The sequence below is a fragment of the Selenomonas sp. WCT3 genome (genome assembly GCA_900100835.1).
Taxonomy (GTDB): Bacteria; Bacillota; Negativicutes; order Selenomonadales; family Selenomonadaceae; genus Selenomonas_A; species Selenomonas_A ruminantium_E.
In genome coordinates this window covers 83,066-104,117 of record FNCM01000008.1, presented here as the reverse complement: position 1 = coordinate 104,117, position 21,052 = coordinate 83,066, and the positions used below count along the sequence as shown (strand labels likewise).

At 46.0% G+C, this 21,052-nt stretch carries 23 protein-coding genes; 4 read left to right on the top strand and 19 right to left on the bottom strand.

Translation table 11 applies throughout. The features are described from left to right. The first annotated feature begins 133 nt into the window (after positions 1 to 133). Complete coding sequence (locus tag BLQ36_RS08680; protein WP_074515224.1) at positions 134 to 394, top strand: hypothetical protein; 261 nt, start codon at positions 134 to 136, stop codon at positions 392 to 394. Positions 395 to 442: 48 nt separating this feature from the next. Here BLQ36_RS08680 and BLQ36_RS08675 read toward each other — a convergent pair whose 3' ends face one another. The 11 genes from BLQ36_RS08675 to udk all read right to left on the bottom strand — a co-directional run bounded on the left by BLQ36_RS08675 (position 443) and on the right by udk (position 11,636). Next, on the bottom strand, positions 443 to 2,599 hold the full coding sequence (locus tag BLQ36_RS08675) for a hybrid sensor histidine kinase/response regulator (RefSeq protein ID WP_074515223.1): 2,157 nt from the start codon (positions 2,597 to 2,599) through the stop codon (positions 443 to 445). Positions 2,600 to 2,629: 30 nt separating this feature from the next. Continuing rightward, the gene (locus BLQ36_RS08670) at positions 2,630 to 3,769 is read right to left on the bottom strand and encodes a chemotaxis protein CheB (protein ID WP_318260957.1); all 1,140 of its coding nucleotides are present in this window, start codon (positions 3,767 to 3,769) and stop codon (positions 2,630 to 2,632) included. Between the two features lie 40 nt (positions 3,770 to 3,809). After that, entirely contained in the window at positions 3,810 to 4,454 is a 645-nt protein-coding gene (locus BLQ36_RS08665; RefSeq protein ID WP_074515222.1) for an MBL fold metallo-hydrolase, read from the bottom strand. A 185-nt stretch (positions 4,455 to 4,639) separates the two neighbouring features. Next, complete coding sequence (locus BLQ36_RS08660) at positions 4,640 to 5,455, bottom strand: energy transducer TonB (RefSeq protein WP_074515221.1); 816 nt, start codon at positions 5,453 to 5,455, stop codon at positions 4,640 to 4,642. 12 nt (positions 5,456 to 5,467) lie between these two features. Further along, complete coding sequence (locus BLQ36_RS08655; protein ID WP_074515220.1) at positions 5,468 to 5,872, bottom strand: ExbD/TolR family protein; 405 nt, start codon at positions 5,870 to 5,872, stop codon at positions 5,468 to 5,470. Beyond that, positions 5,862 to 6,467, bottom strand: a complete 606-nt coding sequence (locus BLQ36_RS08650) for a MotA/TolQ/ExbB proton channel family protein (RefSeq protein WP_074515219.1) — start codon at positions 6,465 to 6,467, stop codon at positions 5,862 to 5,864. The genes BLQ36_RS08655 and BLQ36_RS08650 overlap by 11 nt, the downstream gene beginning before the upstream one ends. Before the next feature lie 55 nt (positions 6,468 to 6,522). Next, positions 6,523 to 8,619, bottom strand: a complete 2,097-nt coding sequence (locus tag BLQ36_RS08645; protein ID WP_081342288.1) for a TonB-dependent receptor — start codon at positions 8,617 to 8,619, stop codon at positions 6,523 to 6,525. A gap of 172 nt (positions 8,620 to 8,791) precedes the next feature. After that, positions 8,792 to 9,304 carry an AAA family ATPase gene (locus BLQ36_RS08640; protein ID WP_074515218.1) on the bottom strand — a complete coding sequence of 171 codons (513 nt, stop codon included), beginning with the start codon at positions 9,302 to 9,304 and terminating at the stop codon, positions 8,792 to 8,794. Positions 9,305 to 9,369: 65 nt separating this feature from the next. Then, on the bottom strand, positions 9,370 to 10,521 hold the full coding sequence (locus BLQ36_RS08635) for an MFS transporter (protein ID WP_074515217.1): 1,152 nt from the start codon (positions 10,519 to 10,521) through the stop codon (positions 9,370 to 9,372). A gap of 119 nt (positions 10,522 to 10,640) precedes the next feature. Continuing rightward, positions 10,641 to 10,883, bottom strand: coding sequence for a hypothetical protein (locus BLQ36_RS08630; RefSeq protein ID WP_074515216.1), 243 nt, complete (start codon positions 10,881 to 10,883; stop codon positions 10,641 to 10,643). Positions 10,884 to 11,000: 117 nt separating this feature from the next. Further along, positions 11,001 to 11,636 carry a uridine kinase gene (gene udk, locus BLQ36_RS08625; RefSeq protein WP_074515215.1) on the bottom strand — a complete coding sequence of 212 codons (636 nt, stop codon included), beginning with the start codon at positions 11,634 to 11,636 and terminating at the stop codon, positions 11,001 to 11,003. A gap of 163 nt (positions 11,637 to 11,799) precedes the next feature. Here udk and BLQ36_RS08620 point away from each other — a divergent pair, with 163 nt between their 5' ends. Beyond that, positions 11,800 to 12,102 (top strand): hypothetical protein, encoded by a 303-nt coding sequence (locus BLQ36_RS08620; RefSeq protein ID WP_074515214.1) that lies wholly within the window; start codon positions 11,800 to 11,802, stop codon positions 12,100 to 12,102. A gap of 103 nt (positions 12,103 to 12,205) precedes the next feature. Next, positions 12,206 to 13,279, top strand: a complete 1,074-nt coding sequence (locus BLQ36_RS08615; RefSeq protein ID WP_074515213.1) for a DUF6033 family protein — start codon at positions 12,206 to 12,208, stop codon at positions 13,277 to 13,279. 60 nt (positions 13,280 to 13,339) lie between these two features. Here BLQ36_RS08615 and BLQ36_RS08610 read toward each other — a convergent pair whose 3' ends face one another. The 3 genes from BLQ36_RS08610 to BLQ36_RS08600 are packed head-to-tail and all read right to left on the bottom strand — an operon-like array spanning position 13,340 to position 15,371. Continuing rightward, entirely contained in the window at positions 13,340 to 13,750 is a 411-nt protein-coding gene (locus BLQ36_RS08610) for a hypothetical protein (protein ID WP_074515212.1), read from the bottom strand. After that, on the bottom strand, positions 13,740 to 13,928 hold the full coding sequence (locus tag BLQ36_RS08605) for a carbon storage regulator (protein ID WP_074515211.1): 189 nt from the start codon (positions 13,926 to 13,928) through the stop codon (positions 13,740 to 13,742). The genes BLQ36_RS08610 and BLQ36_RS08605 overlap by 11 nt, the downstream gene beginning before the upstream one ends. A gap of 54 nt (positions 13,929 to 13,982) precedes the next feature. Then, positions 13,983 to 15,371 carry an SGNH/GDSL hydrolase family protein gene (locus BLQ36_RS08600; protein WP_074515210.1) on the bottom strand — a complete coding sequence of 463 codons (1,389 nt, stop codon included), beginning with the start codon at positions 15,369 to 15,371 and terminating at the stop codon, positions 13,983 to 13,985. 153 nt (positions 15,372 to 15,524) lie between these two features. Here BLQ36_RS08600 and BLQ36_RS08595 point away from each other — a divergent pair, with 153 nt between their 5' ends. Next, positions 15,525 to 16,511, top strand: a complete 987-nt coding sequence (locus tag BLQ36_RS08595) for a site-specific integrase (protein ID WP_074515247.1) — start codon at positions 15,525 to 15,527, stop codon at positions 16,509 to 16,511. Positions 16,512 to 16,646: 135 nt separating this feature from the next. Here BLQ36_RS08595 and BLQ36_RS08590 read toward each other — a convergent pair whose 3' ends face one another. The 5 genes from BLQ36_RS08590 to BLQ36_RS08570 all read right to left on the bottom strand — a co-directional run bounded on the left by BLQ36_RS08590 (position 16,647) and on the right by BLQ36_RS08570 (position 21,048). Beyond that, positions 16,647 to 16,838 carry a toxin-antitoxin system HicB family antitoxin gene (locus BLQ36_RS08590; RefSeq protein ID WP_033169492.1) on the bottom strand — a complete coding sequence of 64 codons (192 nt, stop codon included), beginning with the start codon at positions 16,836 to 16,838 and terminating at the stop codon, positions 16,647 to 16,649. A gap of 69 nt (positions 16,839 to 16,907) precedes the next feature. Further along, positions 16,908 to 17,831 (bottom strand): NAD-dependent epimerase/dehydratase family protein, encoded by a 924-nt coding sequence (locus BLQ36_RS08585; protein ID WP_074515209.1) that lies wholly within the window; start codon positions 17,829 to 17,831, stop codon positions 16,908 to 16,910. A gap of 132 nt (positions 17,832 to 17,963) precedes the next feature. Next, complete coding sequence (locus BLQ36_RS08580; protein ID WP_074515208.1) at positions 17,964 to 18,926, bottom strand: hypothetical protein; 963 nt, start codon at positions 18,924 to 18,926, stop codon at positions 17,964 to 17,966. 11 nt (positions 18,927 to 18,937) lie between these two features. Continuing rightward, the gene (locus tag BLQ36_RS08575) at positions 18,938 to 20,401 is read right to left on the bottom strand and encodes an MBOAT family O-acyltransferase (RefSeq protein WP_074515207.1); all 1,464 of its coding nucleotides are present in this window, start codon (positions 20,399 to 20,401) and stop codon (positions 18,938 to 18,940) included. 41 nt (positions 20,402 to 20,442) lie between these two features. Then, entirely contained in the window at positions 20,443 to 21,048 is a 606-nt protein-coding gene (locus BLQ36_RS08570) for a hypothetical protein (RefSeq protein WP_074515206.1), read from the bottom strand. Between the last annotated feature and the right edge of the window lie 4 nt (positions 21,049 to 21,052).

Genomic DNA, 21,052 nt, shown 5'->3' with positions numbered 1-21,052 from the left:
AACTTGCGTATACTTAGTGCCATGTTTTGAAAATCGAAATAAAGGGATTTCGATTTTACAAACATATTGGGATAAAAAAGATGTTAAGGATTTTTGGATTGGGATTTGTGGTAAAATCCCCAAGGAGGATATTATGAAGAATCTTGAATGGTGTGAACTGGCAAACAAATTCTATGAATTCAAAAGCATTGCAGATCAGCTCGGCTTTTATGTTCCGGAGCTGCAGGGCATGGAGCACAGCCTGGAGCTTTGCCGTCCCTTTGGTCACGATGCTGCTGTTGAAAGCAAAGTTCGCAACTTGTCCGAAACGCAGCTTCTGAAAATCGACTTTTCGAAGCTGGCCGTGGCACATCCGCCGGTTTACGACGAAAACGACGAATTGGCTCAGGCCTAACATAAAAATAACGCACTTCTCTTTTGAGAGGTGCGTTATTTTTTTGCCTCAATCTAGATATTCGTGGAGCTTTTGGAAAAGACTTGGCAGGTCGATGGGCTTTAGGATGTAGTCATTCATCCCACTCTCCTTGGCCGCCTTCCGGTCTTCATCAAAGGCATTGGCCGTCATGGCGACAATGGGCACCTTCTTGGTCCATTCGGTTTTCATGGAACGAATCATTTTCGTAGCTTCCAGCCCATTCATAACCGGCATTTGCAAATCCATCAGAATCAAGCCATAGCCATAATCGCCGGCATTGGTCACCATGTCAACAGCCTCAGCGCCATTGGTGGCCAGTTCCAGCTCAATGCCAGTTCCCTCTAGCAAGGCAAAGACAATCTCAGCATTGATTTCGTTGTCTTCCACCAGCAGCACCCGCCCTTGAATCTTCTCCCGATTCAAGACTTCGCTGCTGTTATCGAGCTTGTTGCCCCCTAGGGTGGGCATTTCGATATAAGCCTCATTGATTTTGCTGCCCACCGGTACGATGATTTCATCTTCATCCCCCGCCGTACTGGGTGGCGCTTGGGAATCATCCACCAGCTTGAAGAGGAAATTCATGGTGATTTCCGTTCCTGTCCCCAGCTCGCTCCAAACGGAAATATCTCCCCCCATCATATCGACAATATTCTTGACGATGGCCATCCCCAGCCCCGTTCCTTCGGTCTTACTGACGGTGCTGGTACGCTCCCGGGTAAAGGGTTCAAAGAGGTGAGAAAGGAATTTTGGATCCATGCCGATTCCCGTATCGCGAACGGAAAAGGTAAAGCTGGCATAGCCTGCCGGTGCCTGAGCATGTTGGGAAATTTCCAGGGCAACCTTACCGCCGGACTTGGTGAATTTAACCGAGTTGGATAAACAATTCAGCAGCACCTGTTTGAGGCGCAAGTAATCGCACATAATCTTGGTGTTCTTTATGCCGTCCATGTCCACAGTGAACTCCAACTGATGGGCTTGTACGTCTAGTTGCAGGATGTTATGAATCTCCTTTACCACATCCTGTAAATCCGTCTCCGATTCCCCGAGATTCATGCGCCCACTTTCGATGCGGCTCATATCGAGTACATCGTTAATCAGCGACAGCAGATGATTGCTGGCCGTCGCAATCTTATCCAGATATTCCCGCACGCGGCCAACCTCTTCGATATGGGCCGCTGCTAAAGCCGTATAGCCCATAATGGCATTCATCGGCGTCCGGATATCGTGGGACATATTGGTCAAGAAATCCGTCTTGGCCTGATTGGCAGAATTGGCCTGCTGCAGAGCCAGTTCCAATTGTTCATGCTGCAGCGCCAACTCGTGATTCTGTTCATTGATGAGCTTGGTCATCTCCAGCTCTTTGGCCTGATTGTAATCAATTCCGATAAAGGACAGGATAATGCGGGTGGCTTTGCCGTCCTCCCCCCGGTCATGAACCTGGAACAGTGCCCGTCGCCAAATGCTTTTCTTCCCGGCTAGTTCGTAGATATACTCACGGCGCTGACTGCCGCCGATAAAATCTTTGACAAACAGCGGGTTGGCAAGATTCTTCCAGACTTCCTGATATTTTGGTTTAACCCGGGTAACAATCTTATCCATAACTAGCTGATACGGAACCGTGGTGCTATTTTTGTCTTCAAAGCCCTCGGGAGCCCGGAAAATGCGGATATTGCCCGCATTTAAATCGCAGAAATAGACCGCATCGTATTCCTTAATCAATTGCTTGTTTACAATCGTAGTGGCAATATCCTGGTCCCGGAGCCTTATTCCTAAGACCACGGCACCAGCTTCCCCTTTGACCGGGTCCACCCCTACAAATTTCATTTCCCCGAAGCGCACCTGCCCCTCTAAGAGTAAGGTAAAACGAAAGGTATAGGAGTGCTCCGCTTTCAGTTTTTTCCGAACAACGCTTAGGGAGGCCATGGCCCGGACGCGCAATTGCTCTAAGGGGTGAACTTTCGCCTCCACATACTCCTTCATGGCTGATTCATAATCGGCGTCCCCTTGGGCCTTCTTGGCCGTGCATTCCCCCAGAACATTGGCAGTGGACAGGCATTCCATGGTTCCATCCGCCAGATTGATACGATAAGTAGCTGCATATTCTTCCGCTAGGGCCAGCAGGGCATCTAAGTATTCACGCTTCATTGCTGGTGCAATTTCATTTCCCTTATTTGTATCGTTCATTTTTAAGCTCCTTATGACATCCGCACAATATCAGCCGGCATTGCGGCAGATAGCTTCAATCTTTGCGGCAATCTTCTCTAACGGTACTTGTTCTTCGACGGCGCCCAATTCGTAGGCAGCCCGTGGCATTCCGTATACCACCGAGGACTGTTGGTCCTGTCCAATGGTTCGGGCGCCACAACGAAGCATATCGAGCATTCCCTCAGCTCCATCACAGCCCATGCCGGTCAGGATAACCCCTAGGGCGATATCGCCCGCCGCCTGAGCCACGGAATGGAACAGCACGTCAGCCGAAGGACAAACGCCGTGAACCGGTCGGCCGGCACGGCATTCGATTTTAAACCGCCCCTCCGCTCGGTGTATCGTCATGTGTTTGTGTCCAGGAGCAATATAAACGGTATTGGGCTTTACGATGTCGCCATCTTCGGCCTCCTTGACCGTGAGCGTACATTCGCGGTCAAGCCGTTCGGCTAGCCTGGTAGAAAAAATTGGCGGAATATGCTGGGCAATCATAATGGCGGGCAGCGGTGGCTTCAGCAGCGGCAAAATATCCGACAATGCCTTGGTCCCGCCTGTGGAGGAACCAATGGCGATAATCTGGATGCTGGTTCCCTCCCGAGACGCCACCGGTTTGATAACCGGGGCTTGTACGCGAAAGGGCCTAGCGGCAGCCGGCTCGCCCAAGGGTGCCTTAATCGGCACAGGCTTTGTCTTGCTGGTTTCCTGCCAAATATCTCGCGTTATCAGTGTGCTTTGGCCGATGGTTTTATTCCCCTGTTTGCTCTCGTGGAATCCATCTATGACGGCTTTGGCCAAATCCGCATAGAATATCATCTTATCGGTTCCTGGCTTTGGTTTCACAAGATACTCGAACACCCCCATGGCCTGTGCCCGGCTCCGGGTGCGTTCCAACATTCCATAAGCGATGATAGGTGCCTGGGTAGTACGAGAAAGTACATCCAGGAAATGCTGACTTTCGATTTCCTGAATTCCCATAAAGAAATTTAATACGACGACATTTGGATTAAATATACGGATTTTCTGTACTGCCTCGTCTGCTTCGGTAGCACTTTCCAGCTGCACTCCATCGATACGCGATCTCAATCCACCAAATAGCGTGTCCCGATAAAATGATGATGATTCAATCACCAGAACACGTATCGTATCCATGTCTTTACTCCTTTATCTTATACCGTCATGCCTTTTCGGGTTACTCTGCCGTTATTCCCTGGTACCAGTCCCGAACTTTCTCGGCGGCCACCGTGGTGGCCCCGGAATGCCCGCTTAAAAGTGCCGTAGAATCCGGCAGGGAAAAAATCTCCCTTACGATGCTCTTTAGCAATGTTTCGGTATCTCCACCGGGCATATCCGTCCGGCCGTAGCTTCCGGCAAAGATGGAATCTCCCACAAAAGCCACGTGATCCCGCAGGTTATAATACATACAACCATCCGTCGTATGTCCGGGAACTGGAATCATATGCAAGCGAAAATCTGGATTTGCCTCCAATACGATATCGGTATTATCCGCAAGATACGTGACATCCTCAAGCGTTATTGGTTCATCGGTTTGAGCGGATAGATTCCAAACCGGATTTTCCGCATAGCTGCGTCCGTTTTTTTGCATAAGCACGGGAATCTTTAGAGCTTGCTGCAAGTCATTTACTGCGCCAATGTGGTCGAAATGACCATGGGTCAAAAGGATCTTCTCCAATTGAAAGCCGCGCTCTTTGACTATTTCCAGCAGCTTATCCGGCTCAGCGCCGGGGTCGATAAGGAAACCGTGCTTCGTATCTTCATCAATATAAAAATAGGCGTTGGTTGGAATATAACGCGCCACGGGAACTTGTAGTATCATATAGTCTCCTTTTACCTGTACAAACAGGTCAATCCTTTTGATATCGTTTCATAGAAAATTATTCGCGAGCATTCCATAAAAATCCTGCTTTATGCTATTTAGAAACCAAAAGAAACTATTCCCTGACATTATCAAGAATAACAGGAAATAGTTTCTTTGCTTTTTCATATAAAGGCCTTAATTCGTTACGGCTGAAAAATCAAATGCTTTTCAAAGGGGACCCGGACATTAACCCCTTGATAGTAAATAGGCGCAAAACGCATGGACCATAACGCCTCCTGGGCGGCTTCACGGAATCCAAGATTGGGCGGATTGTTTAAGATGGTAACACTTTCGACACTGCCGTCTAGCCCCACCATAATCTGCGCCACAACTTCCACTGCATTGCTGTAGCCGATACTTGTGGCTTCATCGGGATAAATCGCCTCAGCATCCCGCAGGAGCTGGTAGCTGATTCCGGCGGAACTTGCGGCAGTATAAGTGCCATCGCCATTGGGAGTAAAGCCTGCCCCCAGACCTTGGGAAGTTCCCGTACCATTCCCGCCGGTTCCGCCAGTCCCCTCCGAAGTTGTGCCACTTGCCCCACTGGCACCAGCGCCAGCATCAGCATCTGCCCCGGCACAGCCAGTAGCAGGGCCGGGACTATCCAGTGCCGCCACGGCTTTTTCTATCGCTTCGGCACTATCTGCTGCCGGCGGCTTAACGGCAGCTTCTGACTTGTCAGCTGGCGTATGTCCACGCAAGTTTTGCAGTTCTTCCACCGCCGCCACCGATACCGTCTTGATATCAGGCCCCAGGGCTGCTTGCTTTCCGCTGTTTCCGGCGCTTCCACCAGCCAGACCAGCCGCCGCTGCATCGCCTACAAAGCCAATCTCAATGGAGGGCTGCTCTTCCGGCTCCTCCTTTAGCCAATCCAGTCCTAGCAGCATGGCAAGCCCTATCAGCAAGATATGAAAGCCAGCTGCCAGCGTAAAATAATAATTCCAGCTTCGTTTTCTCATTCAATCATCTCATTATCCTTTGGCATCCGTAGCGATATAAACTTTTTGGATGCCCATATTTTTAATCATATCCATCACCTGGATTACCTTGCCATAATCCACCGAAGCATCCCCGCGCAAGATAATGGATACGTCTCCTTGCTGCTTTTTTTCCCATAGACGATTTTCCAAAGCCGATAGGGAAAGTTTTTCCTTCTCGTAGTAAACACTGCCATCTGCCGTCACCGTAACGGGAATATTTTCCACCATACTGGTTTGGGCCGAAGAAGCCTGAGGAAGGGTCAGCGGCATGCTTTTTTGCACCACCATGGTGAGCATGCTCATCATAAAGAAGACCAACAGGAAAAAGATAATGTCAATCATGGGGATAATCATCAACCGGGGCCGATCTTCCTGAGGCGTTAAATCAATTCGCATCATCTTTGCCCCCTGCCGCTACATACATAATGGACACATATTCCACATCGGCAATGATGGCATTGGCCCGATGGGAAAGATAGGAATACAAGCAAAGTGCCAGAATGGCAACCAGCAGACCCGTAGCGGTAGCAATCAACGCTTCCCCCACACCACCCGTAATGGCAAAGGGCTCTCCATCGGCAACATTTAGCACCGAAAAAGACTGAATCATGCCCGTAACCGTACCCAAAAGCCCCAACAGCGGTGCCATGGTCACAATGACACTGAGGTATTCCAAATACTGGCGCAGCTCAATGGCCTTGCGTTTTGCCGCCGCCATCACTACTTCTTCCCGATTGCCATATTGTTCCTCTGCTAAGGCTGTCAGCAGCACCTCACCAGGAGCCCCAGCCTTACGGCATAAGTTTTCAGCCTGCTCTTGCTTGCCCTTTTGCAGATACCCATTGAATTTAACGGAAAAATCCGCCAGCTTCAAGCGTTCCTTGCGGTAATAGGCAAAGCGTTCCAGCCCGATGGTAAGGGCAATGACAGAGGCAAGCAGTATGGGATACATGACCATTCCGCCCTTATGAAACAATGTAAAAATTTCCATGTTGAATCTCCTCACAATCCTACGGTAATTATTGACCAGTCAAATGGGTTATCGTTTAGAATTTATAATGAGCACCGACAAAATAAGTCCGCTCTGCTCCTGGAACCAACGTTGCCGTAGCCCCACCAGCAGAATCGTATTCATAGTAATCTTTTCCCAGCAAATTGGTTATGCCGCCATACCATTCCAAATCCTTGTTTTGCTTAAACTTAAAACCAATATCCAGCAGGCCATAGGAATGTACGATATTTTTGTCATCGTGGCGGTCACGCTCGCGGATGAAATTGTTGTATTTGCCAAATAAAGTGTATTTCGCATTGACACTCCATTTTTTATCAAATTTATAATCAGCCGCCAGCAAAAGTTTATGTTGCGGCACCGCCTTTAGGCCACTGTTGGTAAAATCGATTTCGTTTTCGCCATGAGCGGCCATCAAGGCACGGCCAGCTGCGGTATAGTCCCGCTTACCATGAAGATAGGTATACCCCTCTTTTACCTGTAATTTCCCCATCCGTTGGGAAAAGCTGGTTTCAATGCCCTGGCGTTTGGTGTTGTACATGTTGTAGGTCTTGTACTCCCAGCCATAAGCCCCTTTGAAATAAGGCCGTTCCAACTCGTTATTGGTTTCCGAAGCGAACAGGGTCAAGCTTGCCGTGGAAATCCCCCATTTATCCCGCAGGCCAAGCTCCCATAAATTGTAGGTCTCCTCTTGAGCGCTGGTAGCGGCATAAACCTTTTTCGTTGCGTCAGAATAAACCTCATCACATATCTGCAATCCATCGGGGCTGGTATAACCGCGTTCATAACGCAGGAACACTTTGCCCAGTTTGCTATAGTTGTATCCCACGGACAACTCGCCAGCCGTATTCCAGCGATTCGACGAATCTTTGCCGCCAATGGGGCGGGCTGCACTGCCGCCATCTTTATCAAATTCCCAAATGAGTTTTTCCCGGCGAAGGCCCTGGGTATAGGTGAAGCGTCCACGTTTCATCTTATTGAGCAAATACAGCGCCTCGGTAGTTTTGTCGTAATTGAAATCCATCAACTTGCTTTTAGCTGAGGTCTTATAACGAAGATGGGATTCCTGTTCGAATAAGTCAAGCCCCACCAGCAAGGAATCATGAGGGGCATAAGACCAATCCATTCGCATGCGGGACCCATAAGATTTCGTTTTCATCTTCCCATCAAAGAATTTCGTATTGGTATAAAAGCCATCGGTGAAGAAAAAATCGCCACTGTACTTTAACTTTTTCCCGATATCCTGGTTATAGGACAGGTTGTAGGTATTTAGTAAACGGTCGCCATTTAAATAATCGCTTTCTTTATTCGGACGATAATTATGGCCATAGGCATCAATTTTCTTGCGGCTCACGTTCTGCAAAAATTTGCTGTCTTCATCCAAATGGCTGTAACGGAAGGTAACACTGTGCTCCTTGTCCGCATCATAGCGAAAGCCACCATAGGCATAATTGCTCTTGCGATAGGTGTTGACAAAAAACAAGTCGCGATCCAGCCGGGAATAACCGGCTTGTACGGCCAATTTCTCCGCAGCCTTGGTGCCGTAATTGACACTTGACCGATAGCCATCGGAATTCCATTCCGTCGTCAGACTGCTCTGTGGTTTCTTTAGGGACCGCAGATTCGTGGTGATGTTGATAATTCCGCCCGCGGCGCCGCTGCCGTAAATAACCGAACCACCACCGGGAATAATTTCGATTTTTTCAATCTGTTCCACTGGCACATAATCGTAGTTGTTGGGCAGCGGATGATTGACCATGGTGGTAATCGGTGCACCGTCCACTAGGACTTGAATGTTACGGGTGGCCTGCTCACTTCCCTGTCCACGGATATCCACCTGCCCCCAGCCAGTTGCCCCCACATTGATGCTGGTCTGGTCCTTCAAGACATCGGAAATACTTTTATATCCCTTTTCTTCCATGTCCTTTTTGGTGATAACCAGAATTTGTTTGGTGTCACGAAGCTTTTCCACCTCGATATAATCCGGGCGCACATAACTATCCTGCAGACGAATGCGGTCAGCCACAACATCCTTAGCTGCTTCAGCCTGTGGCCCCCAGGCGATGGTCCAAACATTGCTGCTGGCTAAAATCCCCAAGGCAACCAAGCCGGCTAAATTTCCTTTTGCTTCCATTCACGAATCATCCTCCATAAATATGAATGTTTTTCATATTTGAATATTATTCATAATCGATAATTATTATCAATTACACGATGATTATAATATCAGCAGTGATTATCATTGTCAATACCATTGTGAAAAAAATACCTCAGATATTCATAAAAAACACCTGAGGTATTTCCATTCAACGAACTTTTAAATCCAAGCCGACTTTGTCGGTCTCCCATGGCGAAATGACCGTATAGGGAATGTTCCACTTTTCCAGCATGGCCACAACCTGTGCATCTTTTTCCTTCGCTTGTTCCAGATTGGTTTCCTTCCGGTCATCAATCGTAATAAACTCGTCGTTGCGACGCAGCAGATAATTATAATTCTCATAGCGATTAAATTCCTGCATGACCAAAGCATCAAAGGCATCACTTGACTCACGGTTATAAATGATGTTAAGGGGCAGCGGCGAATCACAGACGGCAAATTCCACGCCGTATTTTTCCAAGGTTCGCGTACGATGTGCCTGCTCGGCAAATAGATACAATTGGTCTTCCACGATATCGGTGGCATTTTGGTACCACAGCCATTTTGCATATTCGCCCACCAGTTCCGTTTTGTAGCCCTTGCGCTTCAATTTGGAAAAAACATCCGCAGCAATCGTGCTTTTCCCAATGCCTGCACCGCCATAGAAATTAATTACCTTCAAATCGTCATCTCCAAATTTTTGATAGTTACCCTCCTATTCTACCACAAATCCTTCCATCTGTCCGATTATCGATGGAGCCTTGGAACCAGAAGGGCCACAAAGATATCTACCCCTAATAGGGCGGCCAAGGCAAGAAAAGCCCCCGAAAAACCCAAGCTGTCATGCAAAAAGCCAAAGGAAGCAGAAATAATCGTGGCACCAACTCCCGTTGCCACCGTTATCGCAGCCGTAACTGTCGCGGTTCTCCCGCTGGCAAAATCCGCCACATAGGTCAACACGTTGGGATAAACGCCACCGCAGAAAAAGCCCAGCACAAAAACGATGACAAAAGCCAGCGATTCACTGCGAATAAGGGTTAAGATTGCCAGCATAATGGTTGCGCCCAAAGGGGCTAAGACAATCAAACGGCTTCGATATTTTGCCAAAAAGCCACACAGGAATCGCGAGGGAATCATGGCCAGCCAGAATAACGATAAGGCCAAATACCCCCGGGTGGAGTTCATGGTATCCAAGAGGAAGTTATTGAGGAAAAAGCAAACGCCGTTTTCCACGCCCACATAAATAAACATGATAAAGCACAACAAGGCAACCCCTTTGACATAAATGCCGGTTCCCCCGCCCACCGTTTCCGCAGCTGGTGCCGTCTCGCGTGGTTCAAAACCAGTCCGCCATAAGAGTACTGTAAGGAAGAAGAATACAATACCACTTACTAGGAAGAATCCCTGCCAGCCCCAGGATGTAGTCAAACAAAAGCCCACTAGTAACGGTGCCACCACGGCTCCTAAGGCAAACATCGCCGTAATAAATCCCATCCGACGGTTTCGGGTTATGGGATAGGCATCCTGCATTCCCGCAATCGCTACATATTGCACAATACTACAGGAAAATCCTAATACAAAAATCCCCACCGCAAAGGTCAACGAATCTGTCGCCAATAGAATAATAGCCGCCGATAGCACGCGAATGGCGGTAAATACCACCAGCATAATCTTCTTGCCGATGCGGTCGGCTAACGCTCCTAATAACAAAGGCGCAATCATCGTGGCAAACAACTGAACAGAAGCTAAAATCCCCTGTTGTCCGATAGATAAGTCGTACTCCTGCCCCACATACAACAGCGCGGCCTGATATCCTCCCGTCTCAAAGCCGTTCATGAATATCGAAGCCAGCAGCAAGGCGGATAAATCGTTTCGCCGCCAAAAGGATAACGAGTCCATACGCTCACCTCCTATTTAGTTTTTAGCAACCACTCTTTTCCCTATTTATTTGACAATATTTATGATTCTCCTTTTTTCCACCAAAAAAGACCGCCTCTCGGCGGTCTTTTGTTTCTTCTTTAGTTTTCGGCAACAATATGACCATCATCCGCGATAGTCACTACACCGCGATTCAATTGGCTGTCCACATAAGCTACAGCAAAATTATGACCAACCGGTTCTGCCTCGCAGACAATAGCATCCGGATGGGCGGCGATAACTGCCTCCTCGGCAATGGTTGCATCAATTGCCGGTGTCCCCTGCAGCGTGAGCAATGCGCCCCAAACTGCAAGACTCAGAGTGATTCCCAAAATTTTTTTCATACGAATCAGTCCTTTCTCTTAACCTATGAGTAGTATACAACATTACACTGCTTATGTTTATAGGTTTGGGAGAAGTATTCTGTATTCATACTACATTTGTGAAATCAATCCGAGGCATCAATCATTAGCATCTTCCTGACTGTTTTCCTTTAACAGTTCCTGAATCTTGACCTTAATGACATCAAAGGCAATGTTGTTAAGGCCGCTGTTAATGACGATATCCGCCACATTTTTCGTCGGTGCCACATAGAGATAATGCATGGGCTTAACCGTCTCAAGATACTGCTCGATGATGTTTTCCAAATCCCGGCCGCGCTCGTTGATATCGCGAAGCACCCGGCGAAGGATGCGCTCATCGGCATCGGCTTCGACGAAAATCTTGATATCGAATAAATCCCGCAGGCGTTCATCCTGAAGAATCAAAATACCCTCGACGATGATAACACGGCTCGGCTTAATAATGGTCGTAGCCGAGGAGCGGGTGTGATGGGCAAAATCATAAACCGGGCACTCCACGCTCTTACCTTCCTTGAGCTGCTGAAGCTGTTCAATCAAGAGATCCGTTTCGAGGGATTTGGGGTGGTCGTAATTGATGTGCTGGCGTTCCTGGAACGACAGGTCATCATGGGGACGATAGTAATTGTCGTGATAAATTACCGTAACATCGTCACCGAAATATTTCTTGAGCCGGTTCGTAAAGGTCGATTTACCGGAACCCGTACCACCAGCAATACCAATAATGGTAGTTTTCATAGTAATGGAGCATCTCCTTGCAGAAATTTGTCCTTACTATAGTATCATAAAAGCCCGCGTTTGTCTGCTCCCTGCAGGCAAAACATCGAAAATCTGGGAAAAAGGATTATGCTGGCCCGTAACGAATTAGTAAAACAGTATATAGCAGAAAGGAAGTGCAGCCATGCCAAAGGTTACCCGCGATGATATCCCCAACTGGTTCCAACGGAAAACCGGCTTTGATGTGGATGTGGAAGAACTCAAAAAAGCCGTGGAATTAGACCGGATTGCCTGTGCGGATGAACCCATGAAGCTCATGCGGGAATTATGGGGCATTACCCCTCGGGATTGTGAACGGTTATTAGGGGCACCGAGCCGCACCGTTGAACAGTGGTTCCACACGAAATCCACCCGCCCGGCCTCTTGGGTAGTACGCCTCATCGTCGAAAAATGTGCCCAGTTGCATGAAGAACGTTTGCGAAAATAACCGAAGATATTTCTTAAGATTCTGTCATAGCAAGACGATATATAGATAAGAAATATTTTTTGCCGAAAGGGATTTCAAAGGCTGATCAGAGGAGGATAAAGCCATGGCAAACAGCATCAACCACACCCATTACACTCCCCCGCTAAAAAACGCGGACCACACTGGAAAGAAGCACTGGAGCGGCGCTGGGAAACTTGACAACGCGCATAAGAATCTCGAGAAACTCAATCAGGCCAGCAAGGATTTTGACTTGTCAATTTCTGGTAGCGGCATAAATCTGTCCACGAAAGCCAGCGCCGACAAACAAGTCCAAGGGGCCGAAGCTTGGAACACCACCCCCGAAGAACAAAAACTTTCGGAGAAAGCAAAAAAATATTTGGCCAGCCTTCGTGAGCAATATGGGGACTATGATTTTCTCATCGCTGACGATGTCCAAAATCCACTGGATATCGCCGGCCCAAGCCATAAAAAGTACTTCGTCATGCTGTCCACACAAGAGATAGAACGAATGGCTAATGACGATGCGTATGCCAAAGAAGTTATGGCCAAGGTGGAAGAATCCACCAACACCCTGAATCAAATTGAACAGCAGGGCCTGCTGGGCGAAGGGGTTCGCTTCAAGCGCTTAGCGATTTCCTTTGACGACGACGGCAACACTAAACTCTTTGCTGAGCTGGAACGCATGACGGAAGAACAGCAGCAACGCTTGGAGGAAGCCATAAAGAAACGCGCGGAAACAAAACGCGAACAAGCCAAGGACCCGCCAACGAAGAGACCTGCCGTTCCCACCTATCAGGAACTCACCTTGGCGATAAAAGCCAGCATCCAGCAGTATTCCTTTACTACCGAAAAGGTAATGAATCTCCTTTATGCAGGACTTGATAATGGCAACAACCACAACATTAGCGGTCATGCCGTAAATACGCAATCTGGTACCTCGGTCAATGTCGAAATCGAAGCAAAACTAACCACTACTACAATGCTGCAGGAGACTCCTAGAGCAGCCAGATGGCCTCAGGAACACCAGAGACATCACAACCATCCCGTACATCCGGTTCACCGTAAAATTGCTGAATCGTCACATAGTGCCGCATCATCCAGCACGGTACGGATTGAGGCTGCTTCAGCCGAGGAATTGTTGGAAAAAGCCAAAAACATAAACTGGGATAACGAATAAAAAACGCCCTTGCGTTATCTTCCCGATAACGCAAGGGCACTTTTATTTGCAAGGAATCACTCATTTTCCCATCGATTTAGCCAGCTCAATCTCAAGCTGGGAATGCGGGCGGCTGCAAATGCGACGGACATCGCTGATGAATTTGCCAAAGGTCTTCTGCAGCTCGGCTTCATCGAACTCAATCTCACCATTTACATTTTCGGTGAAATGACTTGTGAAATCCTGCCAGCCCTCGCCAGCAATCATTCCAGCCTCGGCTGCCTTTTCGGCGAAAAGTTCTGCCCGGATGGCATTCCCCTCTGCGGCCAGCTTTTCATTGAAGCGAATGAATTCCGCGAAATGGTGAAGTCTTGACTCGGCTTCATCAGAAATATATCCTTCCTCCGTTGGATCATAAGCCGGTGATTTTTTCGGATGCAGGGTCAAATAAAGATGCATGAACCCATAGCCTGATTTCGTATCAAATTTCATGAGAATCCTCTCCATTTTCCATAGTTCCAGCCTGCAATACATCAAGCCGGCGCACCTTTACGCTATTCGGTGCTGTTATTCCGAGCTTTATTTTGCCAGCTGCAACTTTAACGACTGTCACGATGACTTTTTCGCCAATCATGATTTCCTGTTGTTCTTTCCTGGATAATACCAGCAAAATACAGTCCCCCTCTGTTTTATAGCACCATATTATCTTATCAAAAAAGGGGCGTCAATTCAAACCTTCTTTTTCTTCTTCATACTTTTCCATATCCGCGTCCGCCTGCTTTTTGACTTCGTCCCAGGAGCTGTTTACCTTTGCCCCCATAAGTTTTTTGCCGGAGACATCGGGGTGAAGTCCATCCATGGCAAATGATGTGGGCAGGACCCCATCAGGACGCGGAAAAGCAGCAGCCGTATCAATATGAACCTGCGTACGGATATAAGCATTCACTTCCTGAAAACGCTCCGTCCAATCATCAGCCGTTGGCTCATGGAATACATGAGCAATGTTATCAGGATTCACATCGGGAAGTGTCAAAAGAATCGGCCGGATATTGTTTTCCCGGCAACGCTGCTGAATTTCTTTTAACCCTTCGATAACAACCTTCGGATCCTCCCCACCTCGCAGACTGTTCGTACCAGTAAGAATCAGCAGATACTTGGGCTGGAAGGGCAGCACATCCCGGTTAAAACGCTTCACCGTCATCTGAATGGTATCGCCACTTTCCGACAAATTGATGGCGGGAAAATTCAAATACCGAAGCCAACTGAACTCAAAATCCTCTGGCCCATAAGAGTAATGGCCACCGCCATGGGAAATACTATCGCCCAGAACCCCAACTTCCCAACGGTCAGTGGGAGCCGTCCGGAATCGTTTTGGCAGAGACCAGCGGCTGGTCGGTACATCTTTTTCATCAGTAGCCCTTACGCGCCAGTAAAAATCGCGATTGCTGTAACGAGGATTGGCATCATAGAGTTCTGCTACATCGGTATGAAGCGTATCGATAAGTTTTGCATCCTTATCCGTCAACGGATTCCCCTCATAGATTTGAAGTTCATACCGAACCATTCCTGTCATGGGAATCCAATGGTAGACCGGATAGAGCAGCACGGAACCATTGCCATTATTGTAATCCGTCAGCGGCTCTGGCGCCCCCATCCCTTCCTTATCGCTGCTAGTCCAAAGAGCTGCCAGTTCACTAAAGGGCGTATAGGGCTTGCCGTCTAAATCCATGCCGCGAACACGCCAATAAAGAGGCTGCTTGCCTAACAAATCCCCGGCAAAAGACTGAAGCGGTGCATTATAATGATTCTGGAAAATCGCATAGCTGCGGAAAATCGCCTTATCGGATTCTGCCGTTGCCGACAAAAACATAGGCTTTTCGGCAAAAAACTCAATCTCATAATACACCGACTCGCTGTCCTTATCCCAGGCCAAAATCGGCGAATAGGAAAGGGGCTCCGTGGCCGTCGTCTCCGTAAGGCCTGCTGGTGCCGGCGCTAAGGCAAAGTAATCTTGCCGGGCCTTGATGTAAAGTCCCAGGCAGGTACAGAGCCCCACCAAGAGCACCACCATTCCCCAGTATTTAATATGTTTCCAATGGCTGCGCATAAACATGGCATACCTCACTTTCTTTTCCCAGAACACTATCTACTATTATATACGATAAGATTAAAATTACCACAGGGATTCCCAGATGACGTAAAACAAATTTTCGTATATAATGACAGAGAAGAAACAACCATAACATAAGAAAGATAGATGATTGGGATGAAACCAAAAGATAACTTCATGCTGGTAAAAAATCAGCGAATTGAAAACAATCGGCGTCTCTCCGCTAAAGCCAAACGCCGTCTCGAAAAATCCAAGGCCGACAATACCTTAAAAGCTTACTCCTCCGATTGGAGCGATTTTTCCGACTGGTGCCGGCATCATGGCGAAAGGGACCTTCCTACTGCGCCGGAAACCATCGTCAACTACATAAACGACCTGGCCGATGATGCCAAAGCCAACACCGTATCGCGCCGCATCACGGCCATCTCCGAAAACCACATTGCCGCCGGTTACGGTGGCAAAAACAACCCAGCCAAAGACGGCATCGTCCGGGCTGCCATGGCCGCCATCCGTCGCGAAAAAGGAACCTTCCAACGGGGCAAATCCCCCATACTCATGGAAACCCTCTATCTGTTGGCAGACTGCTTCGAAGACAGCGACCTGGTTTCCCTGCGGGATAAAGCCCTGATTTTCCTAGGCTTTGCCGGTGCCTTTCGCCGCTCAGAACTCGTGCGCATCCAGTTTGAAGAACTGACCTTCACGCCCCAGGGTCTTATGATTTTCGTCCCCCAGTCTAAAGGTGACCAGTTCGGCCGCGGCTCCACCATCGCCATTCCCTATGCCCCCGACGAAGAAATCTGCGCCGTGCGGGCACTAAAAGCCTGGCTTGATGCCTCACAAATTCATGCGGGCCCCATATTCCGCCCCTTCACCAAAGCTCATAGCCTGCGCGCAACGCAGCTATCCGATAAATCCGTGGCCCTGGTCGTCAAAAAATACGCCAAAATGGCCGGCCTCGACGAAAAGCAATTTGCCGGCCACAGCCTGCGCCGTGGCTTCGCCACCAGCGCCGCCCAACACGATGTCGACGCACTCTCCATCATGCGCCAAACTCGACACAAATCTGAAAAGATGGTTCATCGCTACATCGAACAAGGCAACATCTTCAAAGAGAACCCGCTCAACCGCATGTATGGGAAATAACAAACAAGCAACTTAAAATAAACTCACCAGCAAGAAGCCCTCGTTCTCATTTTTTCGAGAACGAGGGCTTCTTGCTGGTGCATGCCACGGGCCGCTCGTACCCATTGCATATATCTCGCAGGTTCCGTCCTACCTTCATTTCCCCTGCTTCGTATCCGAATGCGTCCCGCTTTCCATATCCCCCAGCGCATACTCACAACACTGCTGCACCAAGTTGTTAACCGATACATCCTGAGATTTTGCAACTTCCGTGAGCCGCTCCACCAAATCTACCGGCAAACGAAACGTCTTATTGATCATTTCGGAATTTTTCTTTACTACAAACATCCAATCACCTCACGATATGAATAAGCTCCAGCTGACATGTCATTTTTGACAAATCAAAAAATTGACAGGTCAATTCCCCTGAAAATAAGCCATCGTCCGCCGCAAACCATCTGTTAACGAAACTTGCGGCTCCCAGCCAAGACCTTCTTTTGCTTTCTGATTCGAAAGCATTGAACGATAAATATCTCCCTCACGCACCGAACCAAATTTCGGCACAATGTCACATCCCGAAACCTTACCCATGATTTTCACCAAATCAAGCAAACTTGTCTCGGTCTGTGTGCTAAGGTTATACACGGTATTTACGTTTTCTGTCGTCATCGCTTTGCAAATGCCGCTCGCTATATCGCCGGCATACACGAAATCACGCGTCTGAGTACCGTCTCCATAGATAGTAATGTCCTTACCCGCAGCAATTCGCTTCGCAAAGATGCTGATTACACCACCTTCGCCGGTATCTCCTTGACGTTCGCCATAAACATTAGCAAACCGGCAAATCACATAATCAAGACCATAGTGCCGATGATAGAGCTCCAAATATTTCTCAACACCGACTTTCGTCAATCCATAAAACGACTGCGGGGAAAGCTCCTGTGACTCTACCACTGGCAAATCATCTTCAAGCACATCGCCATAAGCAGCTGCCGTTGAAGCAAAAACGACTCGTGCTCCACACTGGCGTGCAGCCTCTAGTACATTAAGTGTCCCCATAATATTTTCAGATGCATCAAAAACCGGATCTTTTATGGATGAATCTACCATTGTTTGAGCTGCTAAGTGAACAATAACATTTGGCTTTTCATCGACTATTTGTTTTACTATTTTCTGATCACAAACATCTTTCTTGATGAGATTAACATCACAGATTTTCATACGTATAATATCGCCAGTAGAACCATCATCTACTACGGTTACCCTGTGCTTTTTTTCTTCTAATTTTTCAATTAGATGCGAACCAATAAACCCAGCACCTCCAGTAACTAGAACATTCATATCTACGCCTCCTAATCCATCCCTAAAACACAAAATATATTTTAAAATTTACTTAGCCTCATGGATTATAAAACATTCATAGGACTATTTTCATTTATATGTTGTCATTGAATATACCTTATCGCACATTTACTAGAGCTGTTTCTTTTTTAACATATCAATAATATAATCCGTGTGAATTCTCTTCCCTTCATCATTAAGATGATAGTTAGTGTCATAGAACATATTAATATCATAGAGGCAGTCAGTATAGCTTCCAAGAACTTCAACGCCTTGTGAATAATAGAATTCTTCAATAGAACGTATACCTGCCAAATCCGTTTCTGAGAATTCGCTTTTATTCCACAAATAATTTGGCCAAGAAGCATAAACCATTATGTTGTTATTGTGACAATATGTTATAAATTGTTTAAGTTTCTGCTGTGCATCATTTGATAACGGTGTATCATCAAAAACCATTTTATTAATTTTGCTACGCAGTGCGCTATTAGACAATCTATTCATCTTATAGTTGTTAGTCATATCACCATTTTTATTAAGATACTGACTAGAGTAAGCCCCTTCAACACGTGCGGGCGGCCGTATGCGCTGATAAGTAAATTTTAATAAATCTTTGGTATTAAGCTGGCTTATAAATTTTAATTTATCATAAAACGAAAGTGCTTGAATTTTTGATGGATCATACCCCAAATAATAAAAAGCCTCTTCCGGTTCAAAAACGTCATGATGCCAAGTATAGTAAGGGAATTCAAGTGGAAGAATAACAATATCGTTTGATTTTAAATGCTTTTTTGCTCTTTCCAACGTATAAAAACGCATTGTAGCATTAGCACTATAATTCACGGTTGGAATTCCTAATTCTTGTTCAATTCGCTCTGTATCTACACCAAACAACGTATTTGAACCAGAAATAAATACTATCTTTTTTCCTTGTATAGAACTTGCATATACATCTTTTTGGGCCAGCCACTCATGCATATAGCGTTCTTGTTCCATAGGAACTCCAAAATTCACCCAAAATAACAGCCCATGAAATAACAATCCTGCAAGAACAGACACAGTAAAAATGAGCAAATATTTACGATAAAACGTCACAATCTATCTCCTTAAAATTGAAAGTAGAGAAATTCAGATTCTACATGCCCGATAGATAGTATGGTAAAGGCAAAAACCAGCCCCAACACTCCAGCCAATACTTGCAGGCGACGAGGATGCGTTTGTAGATGACTAAGCATAATTGGCGGATTAGGGCAAACTGCTAGAATAAATCCTATCACTAACAGTTTCACACAAATATTTGACAAAGAACCAGCTAAAGCAAGCTTCCCAAAACAGATTCCTAAGTCTGATAAAATCGCAAAACAATCAATAGCAATCCATTCACTGGGAAGAACAACATTATGTATATCCGTCATAGCTGCCAGGATAGCTATAGCACTACTGAAATTATCTGCCCGGAAAAACACCCAACATGTTAAGACACACAAGAAAGTCAATGGCCAACTAACAAATGCAGGCAACGTAATCTTTAGCCGTCGCCACTGATGGTTAATCATTAACAGCAGCCCATGAATTCCCCCCCATAGGATAAATGTCCATCCAGCACCATGCCACAAACCAATGATCAACATACTGACAAAGAGATTACGCATTTTCTTAAGTTCGCCTTGTCGATTTCCTCCCATAGGTATGTACAGATAATCTTTTACCCATACTCCCAAAGTCATGTGCCAGCGACGCCAAAAGTCGATGATACTTTTCGATTGATAAGGAGAATTAAAATTAACAGGCAATTTTAAATTAAACATCAATCCTAATCCGATAGCCATTTCGCTGTAGCCAGAAAAGTCAAAATAAAGCTGGAAAGTATAGGCTAGTGCCCCCACCCAACTTTCTAGAAAAGTTAGGCTGTCTGCCCGAGAAAAAATGTTATTAGCAATGGAAGATAAATTATCTGCAATCAACACTTTTTTGACCAATCCCATAGCAAATAGTGTTAAACCTATTGCTACATTTTCGATATTTAAATGAAAAGTTTTCTCTGCTATGAATTGAGGCAGCATTTTTTTATGATTAATAATCGGCCCAGCAATTAGATGAGGGAATATAGTAACAAATTCACAATAGGTCAAAAAATCATGTTTGGCAGCTTCACCACGATATACATCTACTAAATACGCCGACTGCGTAAAAGTAAAAAAAGATATACCCAAAGGCAAAATAATATGTGGCAAATCAAAATCACTACCACTTATATTACTTACAGTAGTTAGGAAAAAATCAGTATACTTAAAGTAACCAAGCAATGCAACATTTACTACCAACCCAAAGATAAGCCATAACCTTTGATTATTCGTCAATCCAATCTGTCTGCCAACAAGGTAATTGAAGGTAATGGATGCAAAAAGCAATGGAACATAATGAACATCCCAATAACCGTAGAAAATAAAAGATACTAAAACCAATACTAATGTAGACGCACGATTGCATATATATTTCGCTGTCAAGAAAAAAGCAGCAAAGGTTACAGGCAGGTAAACCAAAATAAACGCATACGAATTAAAAAGCACAGAAAATCCTCCTTCGAAGAGCATCTTGAGTTATCCTAAACTCACTCTTTTTTTGCTTCAGACTTTATATCCTTCCATACTTTCTTTAAAATTAATCTGCATTTATTTTCTTGGGCACGAATACGACATAATAACTTTGCAGTTGCGCCTTTATCCGTTCCTTTTATTATGTCTTTAACATCATTTACCAAACAACATATCTCGTCACAAAACACATTTTCGTCATACGGAAGGTATAAAATCAATTGTGAACTATATAAGTCAATATCTTTAATAATCTTGTACCTATCTTCTCTTTTTTCCATAGTATAAGTTATATATGTTCTTTCCGATGCATGAAGCTTAGCCATAACCAAACGCGTCTTTTCAAGCCATTGATAACGATTTTCTGTAATTATTTTTTTAATCATTTCATTCTTTTTTATTTTTCGCTCTCTATAGGCATTAGCTGCTGTTACTACAGATGCAACAATCACCGCTATAACAGAAATATTTGTTATATTCTTTTCGATAATATAGCTATATCCAAGCAAGTATAAAACTAAACAAATAAACGGAATTATTATGAATAGACTCATCCCACCTATAAAACTACACAATATAAAATCTCTAGCTACATATTTCATAGGTTCAGAAATCATTTTCATTGAT